The organism is Methanobrevibacter sp. (assembly GCF_017410345.1).
Lineage (GTDB): Archaea > Methanobacteriota > Methanobacteria > Methanobacteriales > Methanobacteriaceae > Methanobrevibacter.
The window spans coordinates 1-16620 of sequence record NZ_JAFQQZ010000017.1 but is presented as its reverse complement, the minus strand read 5'-3'; the positions used below and the strand labels follow the sequence as shown (position 1 = coordinate 16620).

Annotated in this window: 18 protein-coding genes; 13 read left to right on the top strand and 5 right to left on the bottom strand. The window is 33.9% G+C overall.

Features of this window, described 5'->3' with window-relative positions; translation table 11 throughout:
* Positions 1-31: 31 nt before the first annotated feature.
* The 3 genes from IJE13_RS01800 to rnhB all read left to right on the top strand — a co-directional run bounded on the left by IJE13_RS01800 (position 32) and on the right by rnhB (position 3079).
* Complete coding sequence (locus IJE13_RS01800; RefSeq protein ID WP_292776357.1) at positions 32-802, top strand: hypothetical protein; 771 nt, start codon at positions 32-34, stop codon at positions 800-802.
* Between the two features lie 294 nt (positions 803-1096).
* Positions 1097-2167: a rod shape-determining protein gene (locus IJE13_RS01795; protein ID WP_292776355.1), complete on the top strand. Its 1071-nt coding sequence runs from the start codon at positions 1097-1099 to the stop codon at positions 2165-2167.
* Between the two features lie 252 nt (positions 2168-2419).
* Positions 2420-3079, top strand: a complete 660-nt coding sequence (rnhB, locus tag IJE13_RS01790) for a ribonuclease HII (RefSeq protein WP_292776352.1) — start codon at positions 2420-2422, stop codon at positions 3077-3079.
* 94 nt (positions 3080-3173) lie between these two features.
* On the opposite strand, the gene IJE13_RS01785 is transcribed toward rnhB, so the two are convergent.
* The 3 genes from IJE13_RS01785 to IJE13_RS01775 all read right to left on the bottom strand — a co-directional run bounded on the left by IJE13_RS01785 (position 3174) and on the right by IJE13_RS01775 (position 5205).
* Positions 3174-3794 (bottom strand): IMP cyclohydrolase, encoded by a 621-nt coding sequence (locus IJE13_RS01785; RefSeq protein WP_292776349.1) that lies wholly within the window; start codon positions 3792-3794, stop codon positions 3174-3176.
* 147 nt (positions 3795-3941) lie between these two features.
* Positions 3942-4349 (bottom strand): biopolymer transporter ExbD, encoded by a 408-nt coding sequence (locus IJE13_RS01780; RefSeq protein WP_292776346.1) that lies wholly within the window; start codon positions 4347-4349, stop codon positions 3942-3944.
* Positions 4350-4365: 16 nt separating this feature from the next.
* The gene (locus IJE13_RS01775; RefSeq protein WP_292776343.1) at positions 4366-5205 is read right to left on the bottom strand and encodes a MotA/TolQ/ExbB proton channel family protein; all 840 of its coding nucleotides are present in this window, start codon (positions 5203-5205) and stop codon (positions 4366-4368) included.
* A gap of 296 nt (positions 5206-5501) precedes the next feature.
* Between IJE13_RS01775 and IJE13_RS01770 the strand changes: the two genes are divergently transcribed.
* The 5 genes from IJE13_RS01770 to IJE13_RS01750 all read left to right on the top strand — a co-directional run bounded on the left by IJE13_RS01770 (position 5502) and on the right by IJE13_RS01750 (position 9644).
* The gene (locus IJE13_RS01770; protein ID WP_292776341.1) at positions 5502-6266 is read left to right on the top strand and encodes a coenzyme F420-0:L-glutamate ligase; all 765 of its coding nucleotides are present in this window, start codon (positions 5502-5504) and stop codon (positions 6264-6266) included.
* 84 nt (positions 6267-6350) lie between these two features.
* Entirely contained in the window at positions 6351-6860 is a 510-nt protein-coding gene (locus IJE13_RS01765; RefSeq protein WP_292776338.1) for a hypothetical protein, read from the top strand.
* A gap of 93 nt (positions 6861-6953) precedes the next feature.
* The gene (cofD, locus tag IJE13_RS01760) at positions 6954-7856 is read left to right on the top strand and encodes a 2-phospho-L-lactate transferase (RefSeq protein WP_292776336.1); all 903 of its coding nucleotides are present in this window, start codon (positions 6954-6956) and stop codon (positions 7854-7856) included.
* Between the two features lie 189 nt (positions 7857-8045).
* Positions 8046-8807: a GTP cyclohydrolase III gene (locus tag IJE13_RS01755; protein WP_292776334.1), complete on the top strand. Its 762-nt coding sequence runs from the start codon at positions 8046-8048 to the stop codon at positions 8805-8807.
* A gap of 123 nt (positions 8808-8930) precedes the next feature.
* Positions 8931-9644 carry an MJ0144 family RNA dihydrouridine synthase-like protein gene (locus IJE13_RS01750; RefSeq protein WP_292776332.1) on the top strand — a complete coding sequence of 238 codons (714 nt, stop codon included), beginning with the start codon at positions 8931-8933 and terminating at the stop codon, positions 9642-9644.
* Between the two features lie 92 nt (positions 9645-9736).
* Here the strand turns inward: IJE13_RS01750 and IJE13_RS01745 are convergent, their stop codons facing one another.
* Complete coding sequence (locus IJE13_RS01745) at positions 9737-9991, bottom strand: TfoX/Sxy family protein (RefSeq protein ID WP_292776330.1); 255 nt, start codon at positions 9989-9991, stop codon at positions 9737-9739.
* A 244-nt stretch (positions 9992-10235) separates the two neighbouring features.
* On the opposite strand from IJE13_RS01745, the gene IJE13_RS01740 reads away from it, so the two are divergent.
* The 5 genes from IJE13_RS01740 to hemA all read left to right on the top strand — a co-directional run bounded on the left by IJE13_RS01740 (position 10236) and on the right by hemA (position 15332).
* Positions 10236-10892 carry a DUF134 domain-containing protein gene (locus tag IJE13_RS01740; protein ID WP_292776328.1) on the top strand — a complete coding sequence of 219 codons (657 nt, stop codon included), beginning with the start codon at positions 10236-10238 and terminating at the stop codon, positions 10890-10892.
* A gap of 197 nt (positions 10893-11089) precedes the next feature.
* A complete protein-coding gene (atwA, locus tag IJE13_RS01735; RefSeq protein ID WP_292776326.1) occupies positions 11090-12700 on the top strand; it encodes a methyl coenzyme M reductase system, component A2 in 1611 nt (536 codons plus the stop codon).
* Positions 12701-12934: 234 nt separating this feature from the next.
* Positions 12935-13417: a methanogenesis marker 9 domain-containing protein gene (locus IJE13_RS01730; protein ID WP_292776324.1), complete on the top strand. Its 483-nt coding sequence runs from the start codon at positions 12935-12937 to the stop codon at positions 13415-13417.
* A 59-nt stretch (positions 13418-13476) separates the two neighbouring features.
* Positions 13477-14100 carry a bifunctional precorrin-2 dehydrogenase/sirohydrochlorin ferrochelatase gene (locus IJE13_RS01725; protein ID WP_292776322.1) on the top strand — a complete coding sequence of 208 codons (624 nt, stop codon included), beginning with the start codon at positions 13477-13479 and terminating at the stop codon, positions 14098-14100.
* A 29-nt stretch (positions 14101-14129) separates the two neighbouring features.
* Positions 14130-15332: a glutamyl-tRNA reductase gene (hemA, locus tag IJE13_RS01720; protein ID WP_292776320.1), complete on the top strand. Its 1203-nt coding sequence runs from the start codon at positions 14130-14132 to the stop codon at positions 15330-15332.
* A 95-nt stretch (positions 15333-15427) separates the two neighbouring features.
* Here the strand turns inward: hemA and IJE13_RS01715 are convergent, their stop codons facing one another.
* On the bottom strand, positions 15428-16507 hold the full coding sequence (locus tag IJE13_RS01715) for an AAA family ATPase (RefSeq protein ID WP_292776444.1): 1080 nt from the start codon (positions 16505-16507) through the stop codon (positions 15428-15430).
* Positions 16508-16620 lie beyond the last annotated feature (113 nt).

Below are 16620 nucleotides of genomic sequence, written 5' to 3'. Positions count from 1 at the left end.
GAATGAAAAATGGAACTCTATTAGTGATTATATGATTGAAGACAGAATACAAATTCTCAGACGAGCTGCAAAGGTTTCCACAAGAGAGAATGGGGAACATGTATGGTGTGTCATCGCAGGTAATGAGAAACTGGTTGATGATATAGCATACAATGCAATTACCGCCAAGGATAGAGTCCAGATCTTATTCAGGGAATCCATCAAGATTTTAGACAAATACACTTCAAAAAGATTTGACTGCATCATGCTTAAAGGGGAAACACTGAAAATCAGTGAGCTTAGAAACAGGTGCAATGAGAAAGGAGGGGCATCTGTGGAAATCACCAATGTGCATATACAGAAGATGCCTAACTTATTGGTGATTGTCGGACCTGAAGAGTATATGAAATCATTCAATGGAGAGACCAACAGGCAAAACGCTGAAATCAATGTCTTATCAGAAGATCATACAAGCAGTTTCATTAAAGCGGAACTCAACACAAGAATAAAATTGCCATCATTCCTAAGAAATACAATGACACCGATACTTGATATGAGTGATGTTGTCTTATCTGCAATCCTCGTTTCTGTAATGGATGAGGAAAATATTGAGAAAGTAAAGCAGATCAGCCAGAGCAATAGCTTATTCGGAATTGACTTGAAGAAAACAATCCAAGATAAGGAAAAACAAAGAATAAAAGAAGATGTAGGGGACGAAACTGTAGAGAAAACTATAGAAAAACCTGCAGAAGAAAAACATATAGTAGAAAAAGAAGAAGAAAAACCTGAAGAAGAGCCTGCTCCTGAAGAGGAAGAAAAGTAAGAAAAGGAATCTTCATAAAACACACCAGATACACCAAAATAATTTAACTTTTTCACCACAGATTATTTTTAAAACCAAATTATCAAGCTATTTTTACATGATTATCAATAATTTTTCATATTTTTATACAAAAACTTATTATTAATAAAAATTATAAATAATTATTGTTATAAACTATTAATTAATTATATTTGAAGAATTATGAATTTAAAAAAATGATTCCACAAATAAAATTAATTAAACAAACAATAAATCAATTAAATATTAATTTATTTTTATTATGGAGGAATAACTTTGAGTATTTTCGGAAATGAAGACGCTATTGAAATTGAACCAACTAGAGTCGTGAAAAACAGTTTAGGTATTGACTTAGGTACCTTAAACACCGTAATCGCAAAACCATCAGGAGACAAATTTGACTTATACCAAATTCCTTCTGTAGTTGCTGTTAAAAAGGATGACCCTTCTGCAGTCCTTGCTGTTGGAGAAGAAGCCAAAAAGATGTTAGGCAGAACTCCAGAAGACATCGTTGCAGTAAGACCACTTAAGAAGGGAGTAATCGAAAACGTTGCACAAGCACAAGCATTACTCATCAGAGCAATGGAAATTGGTATTAACGAAGGAGAAACCGTAGGAAGAATTGTCATTGGAATTCCTGGAGACGCTTCTGAAGTGGAGAAAAACGCTGCTGAAGAAATAGGTAGAAAAGCCGGTGCTGAATACGTATTGGTAGTCAGCGAAGGATTGGCTGCTGCTATCGGTGCAGGATTGCCTATTGCAGAACCTAATGGAACCATGGTAATTGACATCGGTGCAGGATCCACTGATTTAGTGGTCATTTCACTTGGTGGTATCAACGATATCGAAACCGTAAGAGTCGGTGGAGACGACATCGACAATAGAATCGTTGAATTGGTTGCAGAAAAATACAATGTCGCAATCAGCATTCACGATGCAGAAGCTGCAAAGATTGAAGTCGGTATGGTACATTGCAGTCAAGAATTTGAAAACTTAAGCTATGAAGTTATTGGTAAATCATTGGAAACCAACAGGCCTAAACAAGTTGTAATTGATTCAATGTTAGTTGCAGATGCAGTAGAGCCAATCATCCAAGCAGTTGTTGGCGGATTAAACCTCATCTTGGAAAGATTGCCAGCAGAATTGATGATGGGAGTCTACAAAAATACTGTAGCAGTGGGAGGAAGTTCCAGATTAAGAGGCCTTAAAGAAAGAATCTTCGACGAATCAGATATTCCTATCCAAATTTCTGATGACCCTATGACTGTAGTCGCAAAAGGAACTGCAATCGTAGCTGCTGAACCATTAGCTTTAGAACCGGAAGTACGTTTAAAAGCTATGAAATAAATTTAAGCAATTTCAAGCGTTATTTATACGTATAAATACTATGGATTGTCTTTACAATCCATAATATTCCTTTTGACACCATAACCTATACACCATTAAACTCTTTACTATTTTTCAAAATCTTAAACTTATTTTAAAAATGATTATAAATAAATAATTACAAACTTATTATTGAAAAAATTATTGAAAAAATTATTGAAAATAATTAAAAAAATTATTGAATAAAAAAATAATAAAACCGGATTTAATAATATGGATACACTAGGATTAGATGAAGCTGGAAGAGGTCCTGTTCTAGGCCCGATGGTAATGGCTGGAGTTGTCATACCTGAAAATAAAGAAAAGATCATTGAACGAATGGGAGTGAAGGACTCTAAAAGATTGACTCCAAACAGAAGAGCTGTCCTATATCGCAAATTAACCAAGATGTTCGATTACGAAACTGTGGTTATCACCGCACAGGACATTGACAACTTAAGGGCAAAAGGAATCAATCTTAACCAGATTGAAAAACTGGCAATGAAGAAAATCATAAACAATCTTCGAGCGGATAGAATCATTATAGATGCCTTGGACGTTAAGGAAGGAAGACTTCAAGAGGAAATGGCAGAATATGTAGGCCATAGTTGTGAAGTAATTGCAGAACATAAGGCAGACGACAAATATTTGGCTGTTGGAGCCGCTTCAATCATTGCCAAAACAGAAAGGGATAGGATTATCAGTGAAATCAATAAGGAGTATATCAGAGCCACAAAGGATAGGGATGGAATTGGCTCAGGTTACCCAAGTGATCCGAAAACCAAGAACTTCCTGAAGAAATACAGATATGATGAAATGCCTGACTTTGTCAGAAGAAGCTGGGGAACAGTCCAGAAAATAAAAGAGGCCGAAGAGGCTGAAAAGTTTGAATAAAAATTATTTTTTTAACCCTTAAAATCAGTGAAAAAAGCAGTGAAATCTATAAAAAGAATAAGAAACAATAAAAAAAGAAAAAAATAAAATAGAATTATTCCGGATTTAAACCAGAAATATTCCATTTTCCATCAAAAATAGCTGCCACTGAACATACAGGGTTTTCAAATTCAGCAAATGCACCTTCATCGAAAATAAACTTGCATGCATCATCTGGAGTGTCTGCAGAATAAATCACATCTTCAGGTGTATTCTTCTCATAAGTGGAAATGAATTGAGCATTTCCATCTTCTATTTTTTCAACCAATACTTTACTGTCAGTTACAATACCGATGTAAGCTTCGTAATCTTCACCACCTTTCACAACTGCAGCAATTCTTGGAGTGTTATAATCATCCTTTTCATAATCCAAAGTGGTTAAGGAGTATACCATTGCATCCCTAATGTTCATGCCAATGGATATCTTGTCTGCAATCGGATTGGTTTGGGAACCGTTTGAAATGATTGCAATGTCCCCTACAGTCTTTACACAGTCATAAGCGATGTAGGAGTTTTTGAAAATATCCTTTTCAAATCCTTCCTTTGGAATGATAGCCGCTTCATTTTCAAGAACCTTCACTTGCCTGTTTGGGAAGGATCTGCTTGAAACCCTATAAGCAACATATGGTTTTCCATCTTCTGTTTTTCCTGCTGAAATAATTCTGCCTAAATACATTCTTTTTACCCCAATTAACTATTTGAAAAAATTAAAATATTTCTTATAAGAAAGAATTGAAATTTTAATAAAAAAATTTAAAGACCATTAAAAAATATTTTAAAATATTTGAAAAAATTAAAAAAATAAAAATAATTAAATTTAAAATCAATCCGGACTATGAACTGCCTGTTGAGGAAGCATTCCCGGTGGCGCTTCAATATATATCGCATGTTCGCTCGTTTTAATCTGAACGTCCCCTTGATCAAGCACTCTTGCATGAACACCGATAGCGTTTCCTTTTATCTCGGAAGACATGTCCACACCATTCACAACAACTTTCTGCAAGCCTGCAACCGGAATCAGATAATATTCCGCATCTCCAGTGGAGTCAGTCATGTTCGGCTTTCCGGTACCGGTTCCGGTATCATCGCTATCCACTGCAGCAGCACCAAAAGTACTGGTGACCACTAAAAAGATAAGCAAAGTAAATAAGATGTCAATAAAAGGAACAAGCTTGATCTCAGGTTCATCCCGATTCATCTTCTCTTTATGACGCTTGATGTCAATTGCCAATTTAACAGCCCCTTGATTATTGTCTTAACTTACTTTCTGTAATTTCAGATTTCACATCACATTTTTCCAATATGATATTGCTGATACTCTTTTCAAGCATACTTGGCTTGAATGAAATTTGAATATTAGAATAAGGGTCAGAGATTTCCTTTACGCTAACAATACCTTCTGCCTCTTGAAGAGCTTCAATCACACAAGGCAATTTTTCATAAACTCTTATCTTGATTACAGCATAGCTCCAATTGGTCATTTTAGTAGCCAATTCAATCTTATCCATCTCTTGGTCAATCAAACCTTTGATGTAAGTATACAAAGGCATGAGAACAATAGCTACTGTCAACCCTGCAATGGTAGTGATAAGAGCCAAATAGATACCTTCAGCCATTGCCGCAGCATCAGGATTTACACCTAAGTTCTTAAAGGTCATCCAAATACCCAATACAGTACCGATCAATCCTAAAAATGGAGCAAGCTCAATGATGGTTTTCAAAGCGCTGATACCATTGGTCATTTTACTAAGCTCGACAATGAAGATCTGCTCCATACTTTCTTCTACTTCAATCTTGTTTTTATAACCGATTTTCAATGCTTCAGACATGATTCTTGAAACAGGGTTCTTATAGTGACTGATGTTTTTCAAAGCTTCAATGGCTCCTCCCTGTTCCATGGATGAGGTGATTGTCCCCATAATCTCTGTAGCGTCGATTTTACTTATTTTTCTAAGGTAAAATATCTTTCTTATGGATATCAACAGACCGTAGATACCAAGCAAGAGAATGATGTAGGTAATGATTCCCCCACTTTGGAGCATCTCCATAATCATGTCAAATCCACTAGTAAGCATTTCTATAATCATAGTATCCTCTTAAGAAATTAATTCAATGATTAAATAATAGAATAATGATTTAAGTTTTTTTCATGAAAAAATCATCAATTATTAATTAATATTAATATAATTTTTGTTATTTTTAATATAAAAGCATATTGTTAATTTTTAAGAAAAAATAGAAAAAATAAAGCATTATTTTAATTTTTTAATAAAAATTCAAATGAAATCACATTTTTTAAAATAAGTTAATTATTAAAGCAGATAATAATTTTCTAAAACTTATATCAATAGTTTTTTATATTTTATTATTACAACATTTAATTATGACTTTAAAATTATATGGATTGAAAGAAATTCCTTTAGTTCAAAAGGGAGACAATATAGCCAAGATTATTGAAGAGGATTTGGAAAAGGAAAAGATGAGCCTTGAAGATGGAGACATTCTTCTCATTGCTGAAACATTGATTTCAAAGGCAGAAGGAAACATCATAAAAATCGATGATATCGTTCCTTCCGAAGAAGCCATTGAAGTTGCAGCAAAATGTAAGAAGGACCCTAAGATTGTGGAAATCGTACTTCGCCAATCAAATGAAATTGTTGCAGTGGGACCTAATTTCATTGTTACCGAAACCAAGCATGGCTTTGTCTGTGCAAATTCAGGTATTGATGAATCCAATGTTGAAGCGGGACTTGCAACACCTATACCTGAAAATCCTGACGAATCCGCTAAGAACATAAGGGAATATCTGGAAGAGAAAACCGGCAAGAAGATTGCAGTGATTATTACAGACACACAAGGAAGGGCATTTAGAGTAGGTGCAATCGGAACAGCAATTGGCTGCTCTGGAATCAATCCCATTTGGGTTAGAATCGGTGAGGAAGACCTCTTCGGCAGAGCTCTTGAAACAACTGAAGTCGCTACAGCGGATGAGCTTGCAGCTGCCGCATCCCTATTGATGGGACAGGCAAATGAAGGAATCCCAATAGTCCTAATCAGAGGATTTGCAGCATTTGATCACTTAAGAGACACTGAAACTGGAATCAAGCCATTGCTTAGACCAAAAGAGTTTGATGTGTTCAGAAAATAATCAATCAAATCATAAATCAATAATTATTATTTTCTTAATTCATAATTCTATTCAAAAAATAATTACAATAATCCAGAGGGTAACATGGTTGAAATTAATTTTAAATGTGAAAGCTGTGATTTCTCATTTTTAGATAAGAATCTGATTTTCTATTTGGATACTGATTTGGATGATTTGGAATCAATCTTAAATTTTTATTCAAATGATGAAGATGATTCAAAATCCCATTATCTGAATCTTATTGAAGACAGCCACAACAAGGAAAATTCAGATAAGATGACCAAATCACTGATTTCAGGATTCCTTTATGAAAACTATTGTCCGAATTGTAAAAAATTAATTAAAACCTATGTTCCAGAAGACAATGAACTATTTAATCAGGATGAAATTGAAGATATATTGACTAAAGAAATTTCCATAAATAATCATAATTACAAAATACTGTTTTTTGATTTTAAAAAGACATTTTACAAGGACAGACGAAAGATTCTTGAAAATAACAATTGCCCTAACTGCAATGGTGAAATGTCTTTAGTAATTTCTGAAAAGACTCCATGTCCTGAATGTGGAGCTCCATTAAAAGAAGAATTTTAAAGTTAAAAATTAAAAATACTTATCGAAATTATTTCTAAAACTTATAAACGATGCAAATAATGAAAAAATAAAAATACTGGCAAGAGTGTTAACATGATAACCATACTTTCTGGAGGCACTGGAACTCCAAAACTTATCCAAGGAATAAAGGAAATCTATCCTGAAGAGGAAATCAACGTTATAGTGAATACCGTGGAAAACCTTTACATGTCCGGAGGATACATTGCAGCAGACATTGATACTGTAATGTATACCTTTGCAGATATGATAGACGATGAATTCTGGTACGGAATTAAGGGAGACACATTCATAGTTAGAGAACAGCTAATTGAAATGGGAACCACTGAACTGCTTAAATTGGGAGATAGGGACAGGGCAACCAAACTTCAAAAGGCAATTCTTTTAGATGAAGGCTGGACACTGTCTGAAATTGTGGAACTTCAAAAAGAAAAGTTAGGTGTAAAGGCAACCATCATTCCTATGAGCGATGAAGAGTCTGAAATAACAATCGTCACAAAAGAATATGGTGAAATCGAGTTCCATGACTTTTTAATCAAATACCAATGCAAGTGTGAAGTTCTTGAAGTGAAATATGGCAATGTAAAGCCTAGTCCAAAACTCATTGAGGCAATCAATGAATCTGACAAGGTTATCATTGGCCCTTCAAATCCAATCACATCAATAAGACCGATTGTCTCCCTAGATGGTGTTGTGGAGGCTTTAAAAGAGAAAGAGGTCATTGCAGTTTCACCATTTGTAGGAAAATCTGCATTCAGTGGCCCTGCAGGACAATTCATGAATGCCTTTGGCTATGAAAGCTCTTCAATCGGTGTGGCAGAGATTTACAAGCCTTTCTTAAGCAAATTTGTCATTGATAATCAGGATGCAGAATTTAAAGAGGAAATTGAAGAGATCATTCCAAATGTCATTGTAACCAACACATTCATGAAAACAATTGAAGATAAGATCAATCTTGCCAAAGTTGTTTTAGAATAGTTAATTTTAGCTTTACAAAACTTTTTAAAAAAAAATTATTACAAAATACTTCATATTAAAAAATAATTAATAAAAAACCAAAAATAATTATTAAAAACTATAAAATATTTAAAAAATCAATAATTAAATGCTTAAAGTTTAAATACTAATTTAGTTATAACTAAATATATTAATATTAGGTGAAAATATATGATACAAATGACTTTGATACAAATCGACAATTATGGTCCATGGACAGTAACTCCAAGACCACGTACAGAATCTGACCTTCAAATCTTACAAGCAGAGCTTTTTGCAGATGTGCAAAGATTAATAGCTGCTAAAAAAGGTTTAGTGTTCTTTACAAGATTTGATAACTTACTCGCAGTAACAAACGGTCTTAACGAAGAGGACCACATGAGAATTCAAAGATCTATTAGAAACAGATACCCAATCACAATCAGTATGGGTGTAGGGGCAGCAGAAACTGCACACGAAGCTCAAAGACTCGCAACAATCGCACTTCAAAAGGAAGGTGGAGCTCAATCTTCTGGCAGAAAAGAAATTTTAGCAATCAACAACCTCATTGAAGACCCGGAAGACAGTTTCGTACAAGCTGCACACATTGATATCAACAGCGTTACCGAAACATTGACTGATATCGAATCTGCTTTCGATACAAGCTTTATGGTAAATAAGGCACAACATTACTTGATGACTAAACTCAGAGAAAAAGGAGCATTATTGTTCTTCATCGGCGGAGACAATTTCATGTCCCCATGCAATGGCTTAAGTGAAGAGGACATTACTCAAATACTTAAGGAAATCTATGATGAAATAGGAATTGGCCTTAAAGCGGGAATCGGCAGAGCGGACAATATGGAAGATGCCGCTTATATGGCAGACATCGGACTTGAAATAATCCGTGCAGGAAATAATAAGGAATGGATACACGTAATTGATGAACTTTAAACAAATCTTATTTTCACTTAATACCTTTTTTATTTCCTTTTTATTTTCTATTTTCAATTTTTTTAACTATTTTTAGAATAATGATATCAATAAGGAAGTGTTAACATTAAAGTGCTTGCACCGATGGCAGGAATTACAAATGCGGAATTTGCAATGAAACTTATACCTTACGGATTTGACACAGTCACTATTGGAGGATACAATACTGACAACGAATCAATAGACGCCTGTGAAAGAATCATAGCCAGAGGCAGGAAAGAGTTCAATTACCCTAAAGATGAAATCTATAATGTAATTGAAAACGAAGTTAACACCATAAAAGACAATTTTGATGTAAGCGTAAGCGCCAACTTAAGAGGAAGCACTCCAGACCCTCTTATCGAAATCAGCAAAATACCGAATCTTGACATCATTGAAATCAATTGCCATTGCAGACAAGAGGAACTTGTTGAAGCCGGTTGCGGACAAGCAATGCTTTTAAGAGCAGATCTGGAAGACTACATCAAGGAAGTTGTCAAAAGATCCCAGTCCCAAGTATCCATGAAAATGAGAGCCAATGTCGAAGGAGTGGACAACCTTGAAATAGCTAAACTAGCAGAGGATTGTGGAGTGGACTACTTGCACATAGATGCCATGAAAAAAGGTGTAAGGGATGCTGATTTTGATTTGATAAAACAAATATCAGAAAATGCCAATATCTTCATCATTGGAAACAACTCAATTAATTCCATTGCACAAGCAGAAAAAATGTTAAAAGCCGGAGCAAATGGAATTTCAATAGCTAGAGCAGCCATTGGTGGAAAATTGAATTTTGATTTAAATGAGATTAGAATCTAATTATTCTCATTTTTACTATTTTTAATTATTTTTCTCTTTTTTATAAATTCTCAAAGTGTTTTTACCAAGATTATTATTTTAAATTCAACTATTTACTTTTGGGAATTATAAAAATACCTTAAATCATCCTTATCTTCATCAGATAAGCTATGCCAACGAATATTTTGTATGGCTCCTTCCAATGCCATCAATCTATTTAGACATGCGTTATCATCTATTTCCTTAATTATTAACCATGCCTCTTTACTGCCAAGATCAATCAATTCATCAACAGTATCTATTCCAACATCATTTAATTGCTTTTCCACTACTTTACCAATATTTGGCAGTTTAGATAGTTCACCCATTCAAATCCCTCAAAAAATTGTTTGAAAAAAATTGATTTTTAATATTTTATCCTAGAAATCTATTTATTTTAAATTTGTATTTTTAGTTAATAAAATTTTGCTTTAGGGATGGATCGCACATTTTCAAAAGACAAACTATATATTAAATGTTATGAATATATATTCATAATAAATATATATTCATAATGAAATCATTATCAATATATCAAATTAAGGAAATTCCAAAGAAATAAGGAGAGAATAAATGGTTAGGCCAAAGATTGAAAGAAGAATTGTGAAGAAACCTGACTATACTTGCCTTCAACATGGGGACATCTCAAGGGAAGATGATTTTGAAGCCATAAAGATGAATCTTGATGAGTTTGAAGCAATCAGATTAGGTGATTATCACAATATAAAGCAAAAGGAAGCTGCGGAATTAATGGGAATCTCACAGCCGACATTCCATAGAATAATCAATTCTGCAAGAAAGAAGACAGCAATGTCTTTGATAGAAGGTAAGAAAATTGAAATAAACAATGAAAATTTTTATAGCGAAGATAAGATTTATATCTGCAAGAACTGTGGATTCCAATGGAACAATCCAAAAAAGGAATACACTAACTGTCCAGACTGCAAATCTGAAAATATTGAAATAATTAAAAATTTGAATGATCTTGATTTGAATAAGAATGCGCAAATCAAATCATCAAAAACTCAAATTTGCGATATTGGAGAGGAAGATGTTCCATTGAATGAAAGGAAATCATTCGGAGGTCCCGGAAGCGGCAGGGGACCATCAAAAGCATGCGAATGTCCTAATTGCGGTTACATAGCACCGAAGATTAGAGGTTTCCCATGCAGAAACATCAAATGTCCCGAATGCGGAACTCCCCTATGTGGATCCAAACATAAGAATTAAAAAAAATCCAATTATTCAAAAAGAAAAAAGTAATAAGAATATAAAAAAATATCAAAATTTATATTAATAATATCGTTTATAAATAATATACATATAATTTAATAAATTAATTTTTGATATTGAATTCAATTAAATATCAATAATAACAATCTAAAAAATAAAATTAATAATAATCAACTAATTATCAAGGTGGGCTTATGTCTTTCATAACTTTAAAAAATATTAATAAGTCATTTAATGGGGAACCGGTCCTCAAAGATATTAACTTAACTATAGAGGAAGGTTCCACTTTAGGTATTCTCGGTAGAAGTGGTAGTGGAAAATCTGTTTTAATCAACATGCTAAGAGGTACTAAGGAATATGCTCCAGACAGCGGGCAAGTTATCTTTGACTTGGCAATCTGTGAGAACAAAAAATGTTTGCATGTTGAACCTGCTTCAAAGGCCGGCGGAAAATGTCCGGAATGTGGAGCTGAATTAAAACCTCAAGAAATTGACTTCTGGAATGCAGGAAGGTTGGAAAAAGCTGCAATCAGAAGAAGAATTTCCATTATGCTCCAAAGGAACTTTGCATTATACGATGAACAGACTGTAATTGACAACGTATTGAATGCAATGGGTGACGAAGGAAGATACGAAGAAGAGAATATCTACAATGCTATTGACTTATTGGAAATGGTTCAAATGAGCCACAGGGTAACTCACGTTGCACGTGACTTAAGTGGAGGAGAAAAGCAAAGGGTAGTGCTTGCAAGACAATTGGCTAAAAACCCTATGTTGCTTTTAGCAGACGAACCAACAGGTACATTAGACCCACAAACCGCTGAAAAGCTTCACCAAACCCTGATTGAAGGTGTAAAGGATGAAGGAATCAGTATGGTAATCACTTCCCACTGGCCTGAAGTTATGAATCACTTGGCTGATGATGCAATCTGGTTGGACCATGGAGAAATCATTGAACATGGCCACCCTGACGTTATTGTTCCAAAATTCCTTGAAACTGTCCCACAAGCTGAACAGGTTGAAAAAGTTGAACACACCGAAGAGATAATTAGAGTTCAAGACATTAAAAAGCATTACTATTCCATTGAAAGAGGAGTGGTAAAAGCTGTAGACGGCGTAAGCTTAACAATCAACCAAGGAGAGATTTACGGTATTGTAGGTCTTAGTGGATCCGGAAAGACTACCTTGACCAGAATGATGATTGGACTCACTGAACCAAGTGCCGGAGAACTTGAAATAAGATTAGGTGACCAATGGATTGACATGAAAAAGCCAGGCCCATTAAACAGAGGCCGTGTAACTCCATACTTAGGATTGTTGCACCAAGAATACTCATTATACCCACACAGAGACATATTAGGAAACTTAACCGATGCTATCAGCTTGAACTTGCCTGCAGAATTTGCAAAAATCAAGGCGGCTCACATTCTTGAAACTGTAGGATTCGAGAAAGACAAATCCATGAGCATATTAAGCAAATGGCAAGATGAGTTAAGTGGAGGGGAAAGACACAGGGTCGCTCTTGCACAAGTTCTCATTAAAGAGCCGAATATTGTCGTATTGGACGAACCTACAGGTACAATGGACCCAGTTACAAGAATCATTGTAACCAATTCCATCTTGAAGGCAAGAGACGAATTGGATCAAACCTTTGTAATCATTTCTCACGATATGGATTTCGTATTGGATGTCTGTGACAAGGCAAGCCTAATGAGAGGAGGAAAACTCCTCAGTACTGGAACTCCAGAAGAAATCGTTGCAGAATTGACTGGTGAAGAAAAAGCTGACATGATTAAAGACCATTAGGTCTTTTTCTTTTCTTTTTTATTTTTTTTTTTACTTTTTTAACTATTTTTCTATTAATAATTCTTTAAGATTTAAAGAAAATTTTAGATTTAATAAACTATTTTTATAAAGATTTTCAAATATAATTAAAAACTTATATTAATATAAACAAACAAAATTATTTATGTTATAATATTAATTAAATAAAATTAAAACATATTTTATATTTATTATTTAGAGATTAGAGGAAAAACTATGGTATGGGAAAATTCACCGTCACATATTTGTAGAGGAGGAGATGTGAGAGGACTCGCATTCTGTTGTCCCCCTGTAAAGCCTTGCCCTATTATGGGAGCTTTAAGGGAAGTGGGCTTGACTCCTCAGGAATTCTTGGACATCAAACAAAAATTTGCAAGGGAAACCAGATTAGGGGAAGGCCCAGCAACCTGTTTCGGTTCACTAGTATGGTGCTGCAAGACTTCAAAACCTTGTCCTTTAAGGGACATGACATTAAATCAAATAGGAATGACTGAAGAAGAATACATGGACCTTAAAAAGGAATTATCTGAAGTAATCTTAAATGCAGGCACCCCACCAACATCAAATGAAGCGGTATTTGCACTTTCACAAACATTTGACATCAGCGAAGCTGAAGCTGAAAAGGTACTTGCAGACTGTAACAATGATTTAAGAATGGCAGTTAAATTATTAAAACTTAAACAATTGGAAGAAAAATAAATATTGCAAAATATTCTATTTATCAAAATTTATCAATTGAAGCAGAATAACGTGATACTATGGGATTGACTTCTCTCTTTTTTGAAGTGGAAAACAAGAATGTTTTTATTTTAGGCACTGGAGAAGTAGCTACAAGAAGAGCTCATCGCTTTTTAGACAAAGGTGCAAATGTTATTTTGGCAGGAAATTCAATTGATGAGGAATTGACTGAAAAAGGAGCTATTTTAACCCCGTTAAAAGACCTTGATGAAATGGTTAAATGGAGTGATATAGTAATCACTGCAAGTGGTGATGAGGAATTATGTGAATACATAGCATCCATCAGTCAAGGAAAATTAATAAATAGGGCAGATAAACCAGAAAAAGGCAATATAATCGCACCTACAAGTTTCTTGATAGATGATATAGAAATATCCATTTATACAAATGGACAAAGCCCTTTAATGGCAAGAGAACTTAGAAAAAAAATCCAATCCATCATTACAGAAGAGGATATTCTCGAAATAAAGATTCAAGACCATGCAAGAAAAATACTAAAGGAAAAAATAGATAGCCAAAAGGATAGAAGAGAATATCTTGAGAAGATTTTAGCAGATGAGGAAATAAGGAATTGCCTAAAGGAAAATAAATTGGATGAAGCTAAAGAACTTGTAGAGAATATTATTAACTCTAAATTATCATAAAATTATCATAATATAAAGGAGAATCAAAATTGATAATCAATATACGTGTAGACCACACTCTTGCAGACATAGAAACTATGGAAAATGTATCAAAAGACTTAAAAGAATTATTTTCCACATTAAAAGAAAATATAGACATTAAAGAATATATTGAAATCAATACATGCAACAGATATGAATATTTCCTTTATACTGATGATTACAATAAACTTGATTTAGACTGTGAAAACAAGTATGTAATAATTCAATACAATGATGAAGCAGTGTTGCATTTATTCAGAATGACTTCAGGTTTGGAATCCATGATCATTGGAGAAGACCAAATTTTAGGCCAAGTAAAGGATGCCAAAAGGAAAAGTGAAAGGGAAGGCCATTGCGGAAAGAAATTAGATGCTGTTTTCACTAAGGCAATCCATGTAGGCCAAGTTGTAAGAAACAAGACCAAAATCAATCAAGGTTCAATTTCAATCGGTTCAGCAGCTGTTGACCTTACAGAAGAGCATCTTGGAGACTTGCAGGACAAGCATGTTCTCGTTATTGGTGCAGGTAAAATGGGAACTCTCGTTGCAAAGGCATTAGCTGAAAAGAACTTGAAAGCTATTTTTGTTGCAAACAGAACTTACTACAAAGCAATCAAATTGGCAGAGGAACTTGAAGGTGAAGCGATTCTCTTTGACAACTTAGAAGAGAAATTGCTCAATGCAGATTTAGTGATTAGTTCCACTGGAGCGCCACACGCAATCATCAATAAAGAAAGATTATTAAGAGTATTTGATGAGAATATACCAAATAAAATGATTTTCATTGATATTGCAAATCCAAGAGACATTGCAGAAGATGTAAAGGAAATCGGCATTGACCTATTTAACATCGATGACTTGAGAGGAATTGCAGAAAAAAATAAAAAGCTTCGTGAAAGAGAAGTCATCGAAGCAGAAAAGATCATCGAAAGTGAGTTTGATTTGCTTAAAGAATCCTTTAATTTAATTGAAATAAATTCATTACTCGGTAGTTTAAGAGAGTCTATGGAAGAGATAAGACAACGTGAGAGTCAAAAGGGCATAGTTAAACTAAATGCGGTAGATGCAAAGGACATAAAAGTCATAGATAAGATGACTCAGTCCATAGTCAATAAAATATTTTATGACATTTCTGAAGGCATTAAAAAATCAGCAAAAGACAACGAGGAAGATGCCATAAAAATGTGTGAAGCTATTTTAAAAAGAGATTAAATTAAAAAATAGATTAAATTAATTAAAAATAATAATTTAAATAATAATAGATTTAAATAAAAAATAAATAAAATTATGTTAAAAAGAGAATGTTTTTATTCAAACATTCCTTTAACTTCTTCTTTTTCATATTTATTAAGCTCTAATGCAAAATAAACATCATCCATTGTTACTTTTTCCTTATCATTAATAATTGCATTATGAAGAGCTGTTTTCAATATCTTTTCCTTAATGTCCCTTGGAGACATTCTTTTGGAAAGCTTTACTAATTTTTCAATGTCCAAATCATAAGCGATTGGGAAAGTATTCAGGTACAAGTTGAAAATTTCCTTTCTTTCCTCATCATTTGGCAATTTGAATTCAATTTCCTCTTCAAAACGGCTTCTGATTGCATAGTCAATTGAAGATGGGTTATTGGTTGCTGCAATTGTTACAACACCTTCATTTGGATTGATACCATCCATTTCAGTTAAAAGGGAGTTTACAATTTCAGAAACATCCCCTCTCAATGATTGGAAAGACCTATGCAATGCAATTGCATCAATTTCATCAATGAATATTAAAGAAGGAGCTGATTTTGAAGCGGTTTCATATAAATCATGAATCTTGCTTGCTGCATCTCCAACATGGTCTCCGATTAATGATGTAGCTTTAATCAGGAAGAGATTGATGTTCAACTCATTTGATAACGCTTTAGCCATCATAGTTTTACCGGTACCTGGAAGGCCATAGAACAAAACGTTTTTAGGAGCCCAATTGCCAAACTTCTCAGGGTCTTGAAGATACTTGTATATTAGTCTTGACTTTTTCTTTGCATTTTCCTGACCTACAATATCCTCAAAGAAAACATTGGATTTGACTCTCTTTACAGAATCCTGACTTTCATTTTCAGGAGTGACTATTGTAATGGAAGTGTTTTCCCCAATTACAGAGTCTTCAGGATATGCAGTAATGATTTTAAATGCAAAATCTGGAATGATCTTTTGATCGAAAAGGAAAGAACCTGTTTTTACATTTGTTCCGCTCCATTGATCTATAGCATACTGTTCAAAAAGAACCTTATCGGATATCTCTAAATTAGGCCCTTCCAATAGACCAAAATTAAAAGGATAACCTGCAGTTTCCAATACAAGAACCTTAGTTTCAATCTCATTGAAACTTGGCTTGTTTTTAATGGAAACCTCTGATTTCTTTTTGTTTGAACTCTTATTTTCAGATTTCACATTTACCACATCAAATTACTTTGTTTAGAATAATCTATTCTATTTATAAAACTAAAAAATTAAAA

What these genes read in the sequence shown, in the direction of transcription:
- IJE13_RS01800 (WP_292776357.1), top strand. Translation starts at nt 32, where the DNA reads ATGATTGAAGACAGAATACAAATTCTCAGACGAGCTGCAAAGGTTTCC.
- rnhB (WP_292776352.1), top strand. Translation starts at nt 2,420, where the DNA reads ATGGATACACTAGGATTAGATGAAGCTGGAAGAGGTCCTGTTCTAGGC.
- IJE13_RS01785 (WP_292776349.1), bottom strand. Translation starts at nt 3,794, where the DNA reads ATGTATTTAGGCAGAATTATTTCAGCAGGAAAAACAGAAGATGGAAAA.
- IJE13_RS01775 (WP_292776343.1), bottom strand. Translation starts at nt 5,205, where the DNA reads ATGATTATAGAAATGCTTACTAGTGGATTTGACATGATTATGGAGATG.
- IJE13_RS01770 (WP_292776341.1), top strand. Translation starts at nt 5,502, where the DNA reads ATGACTTTAAAATTATATGGATTGAAAGAAATTCCTTTAGTTCAAAAG.
- IJE13_RS01765 (WP_292776338.1), top strand. Translation starts at nt 6,351, where the DNA reads ATGGTTGAAATTAATTTTAAATGTGAAAGCTGTGATTTCTCATTTTTA.
- cofD (WP_292776336.1), top strand. Translation starts at nt 6,954, where the DNA reads ATGATAACCATACTTTCTGGAGGCACTGGAACTCCAAAACTTATCCAA.
- IJE13_RS01755 (WP_292776334.1), top strand. Translation starts at nt 8,046, where the DNA reads ATGATACAAATGACTTTGATACAAATCGACAATTATGGTCCATGGACA.
- IJE13_RS01750 (WP_292776332.1), top strand. Translation starts at nt 8,931, where the DNA reads ATGGCAGGAATTACAAATGCGGAATTTGCAATGAAACTTATACCTTAC.
- IJE13_RS01745 (WP_292776330.1), bottom strand. Translation starts at nt 9,991, where the DNA reads ATGGGTGAACTATCTAAACTGCCAAATATTGGTAAAGTAGTGGAAAAG.
- IJE13_RS01740 (WP_292776328.1), top strand. Translation starts at nt 10,236, where the DNA reads ATGGTTAGGCCAAAGATTGAAAGAAGAATTGTGAAGAAACCTGACTAT.
- atwA (WP_292776326.1), top strand. Translation starts at nt 11,090, where the DNA reads ATGTCTTTCATAACTTTAAAAAATATTAATAAGTCATTTAATGGGGAA.
- IJE13_RS01730 (WP_292776324.1), top strand. Translation starts at nt 12,935, where the DNA reads ATGGTATGGGAAAATTCACCGTCACATATTTGTAGAGGAGGAGATGTG.
- IJE13_RS01725 (WP_292776322.1), top strand. Translation starts at nt 13,477, where the DNA reads ATGGGATTGACTTCTCTCTTTTTTGAAGTGGAAAACAAGAATGTTTTT.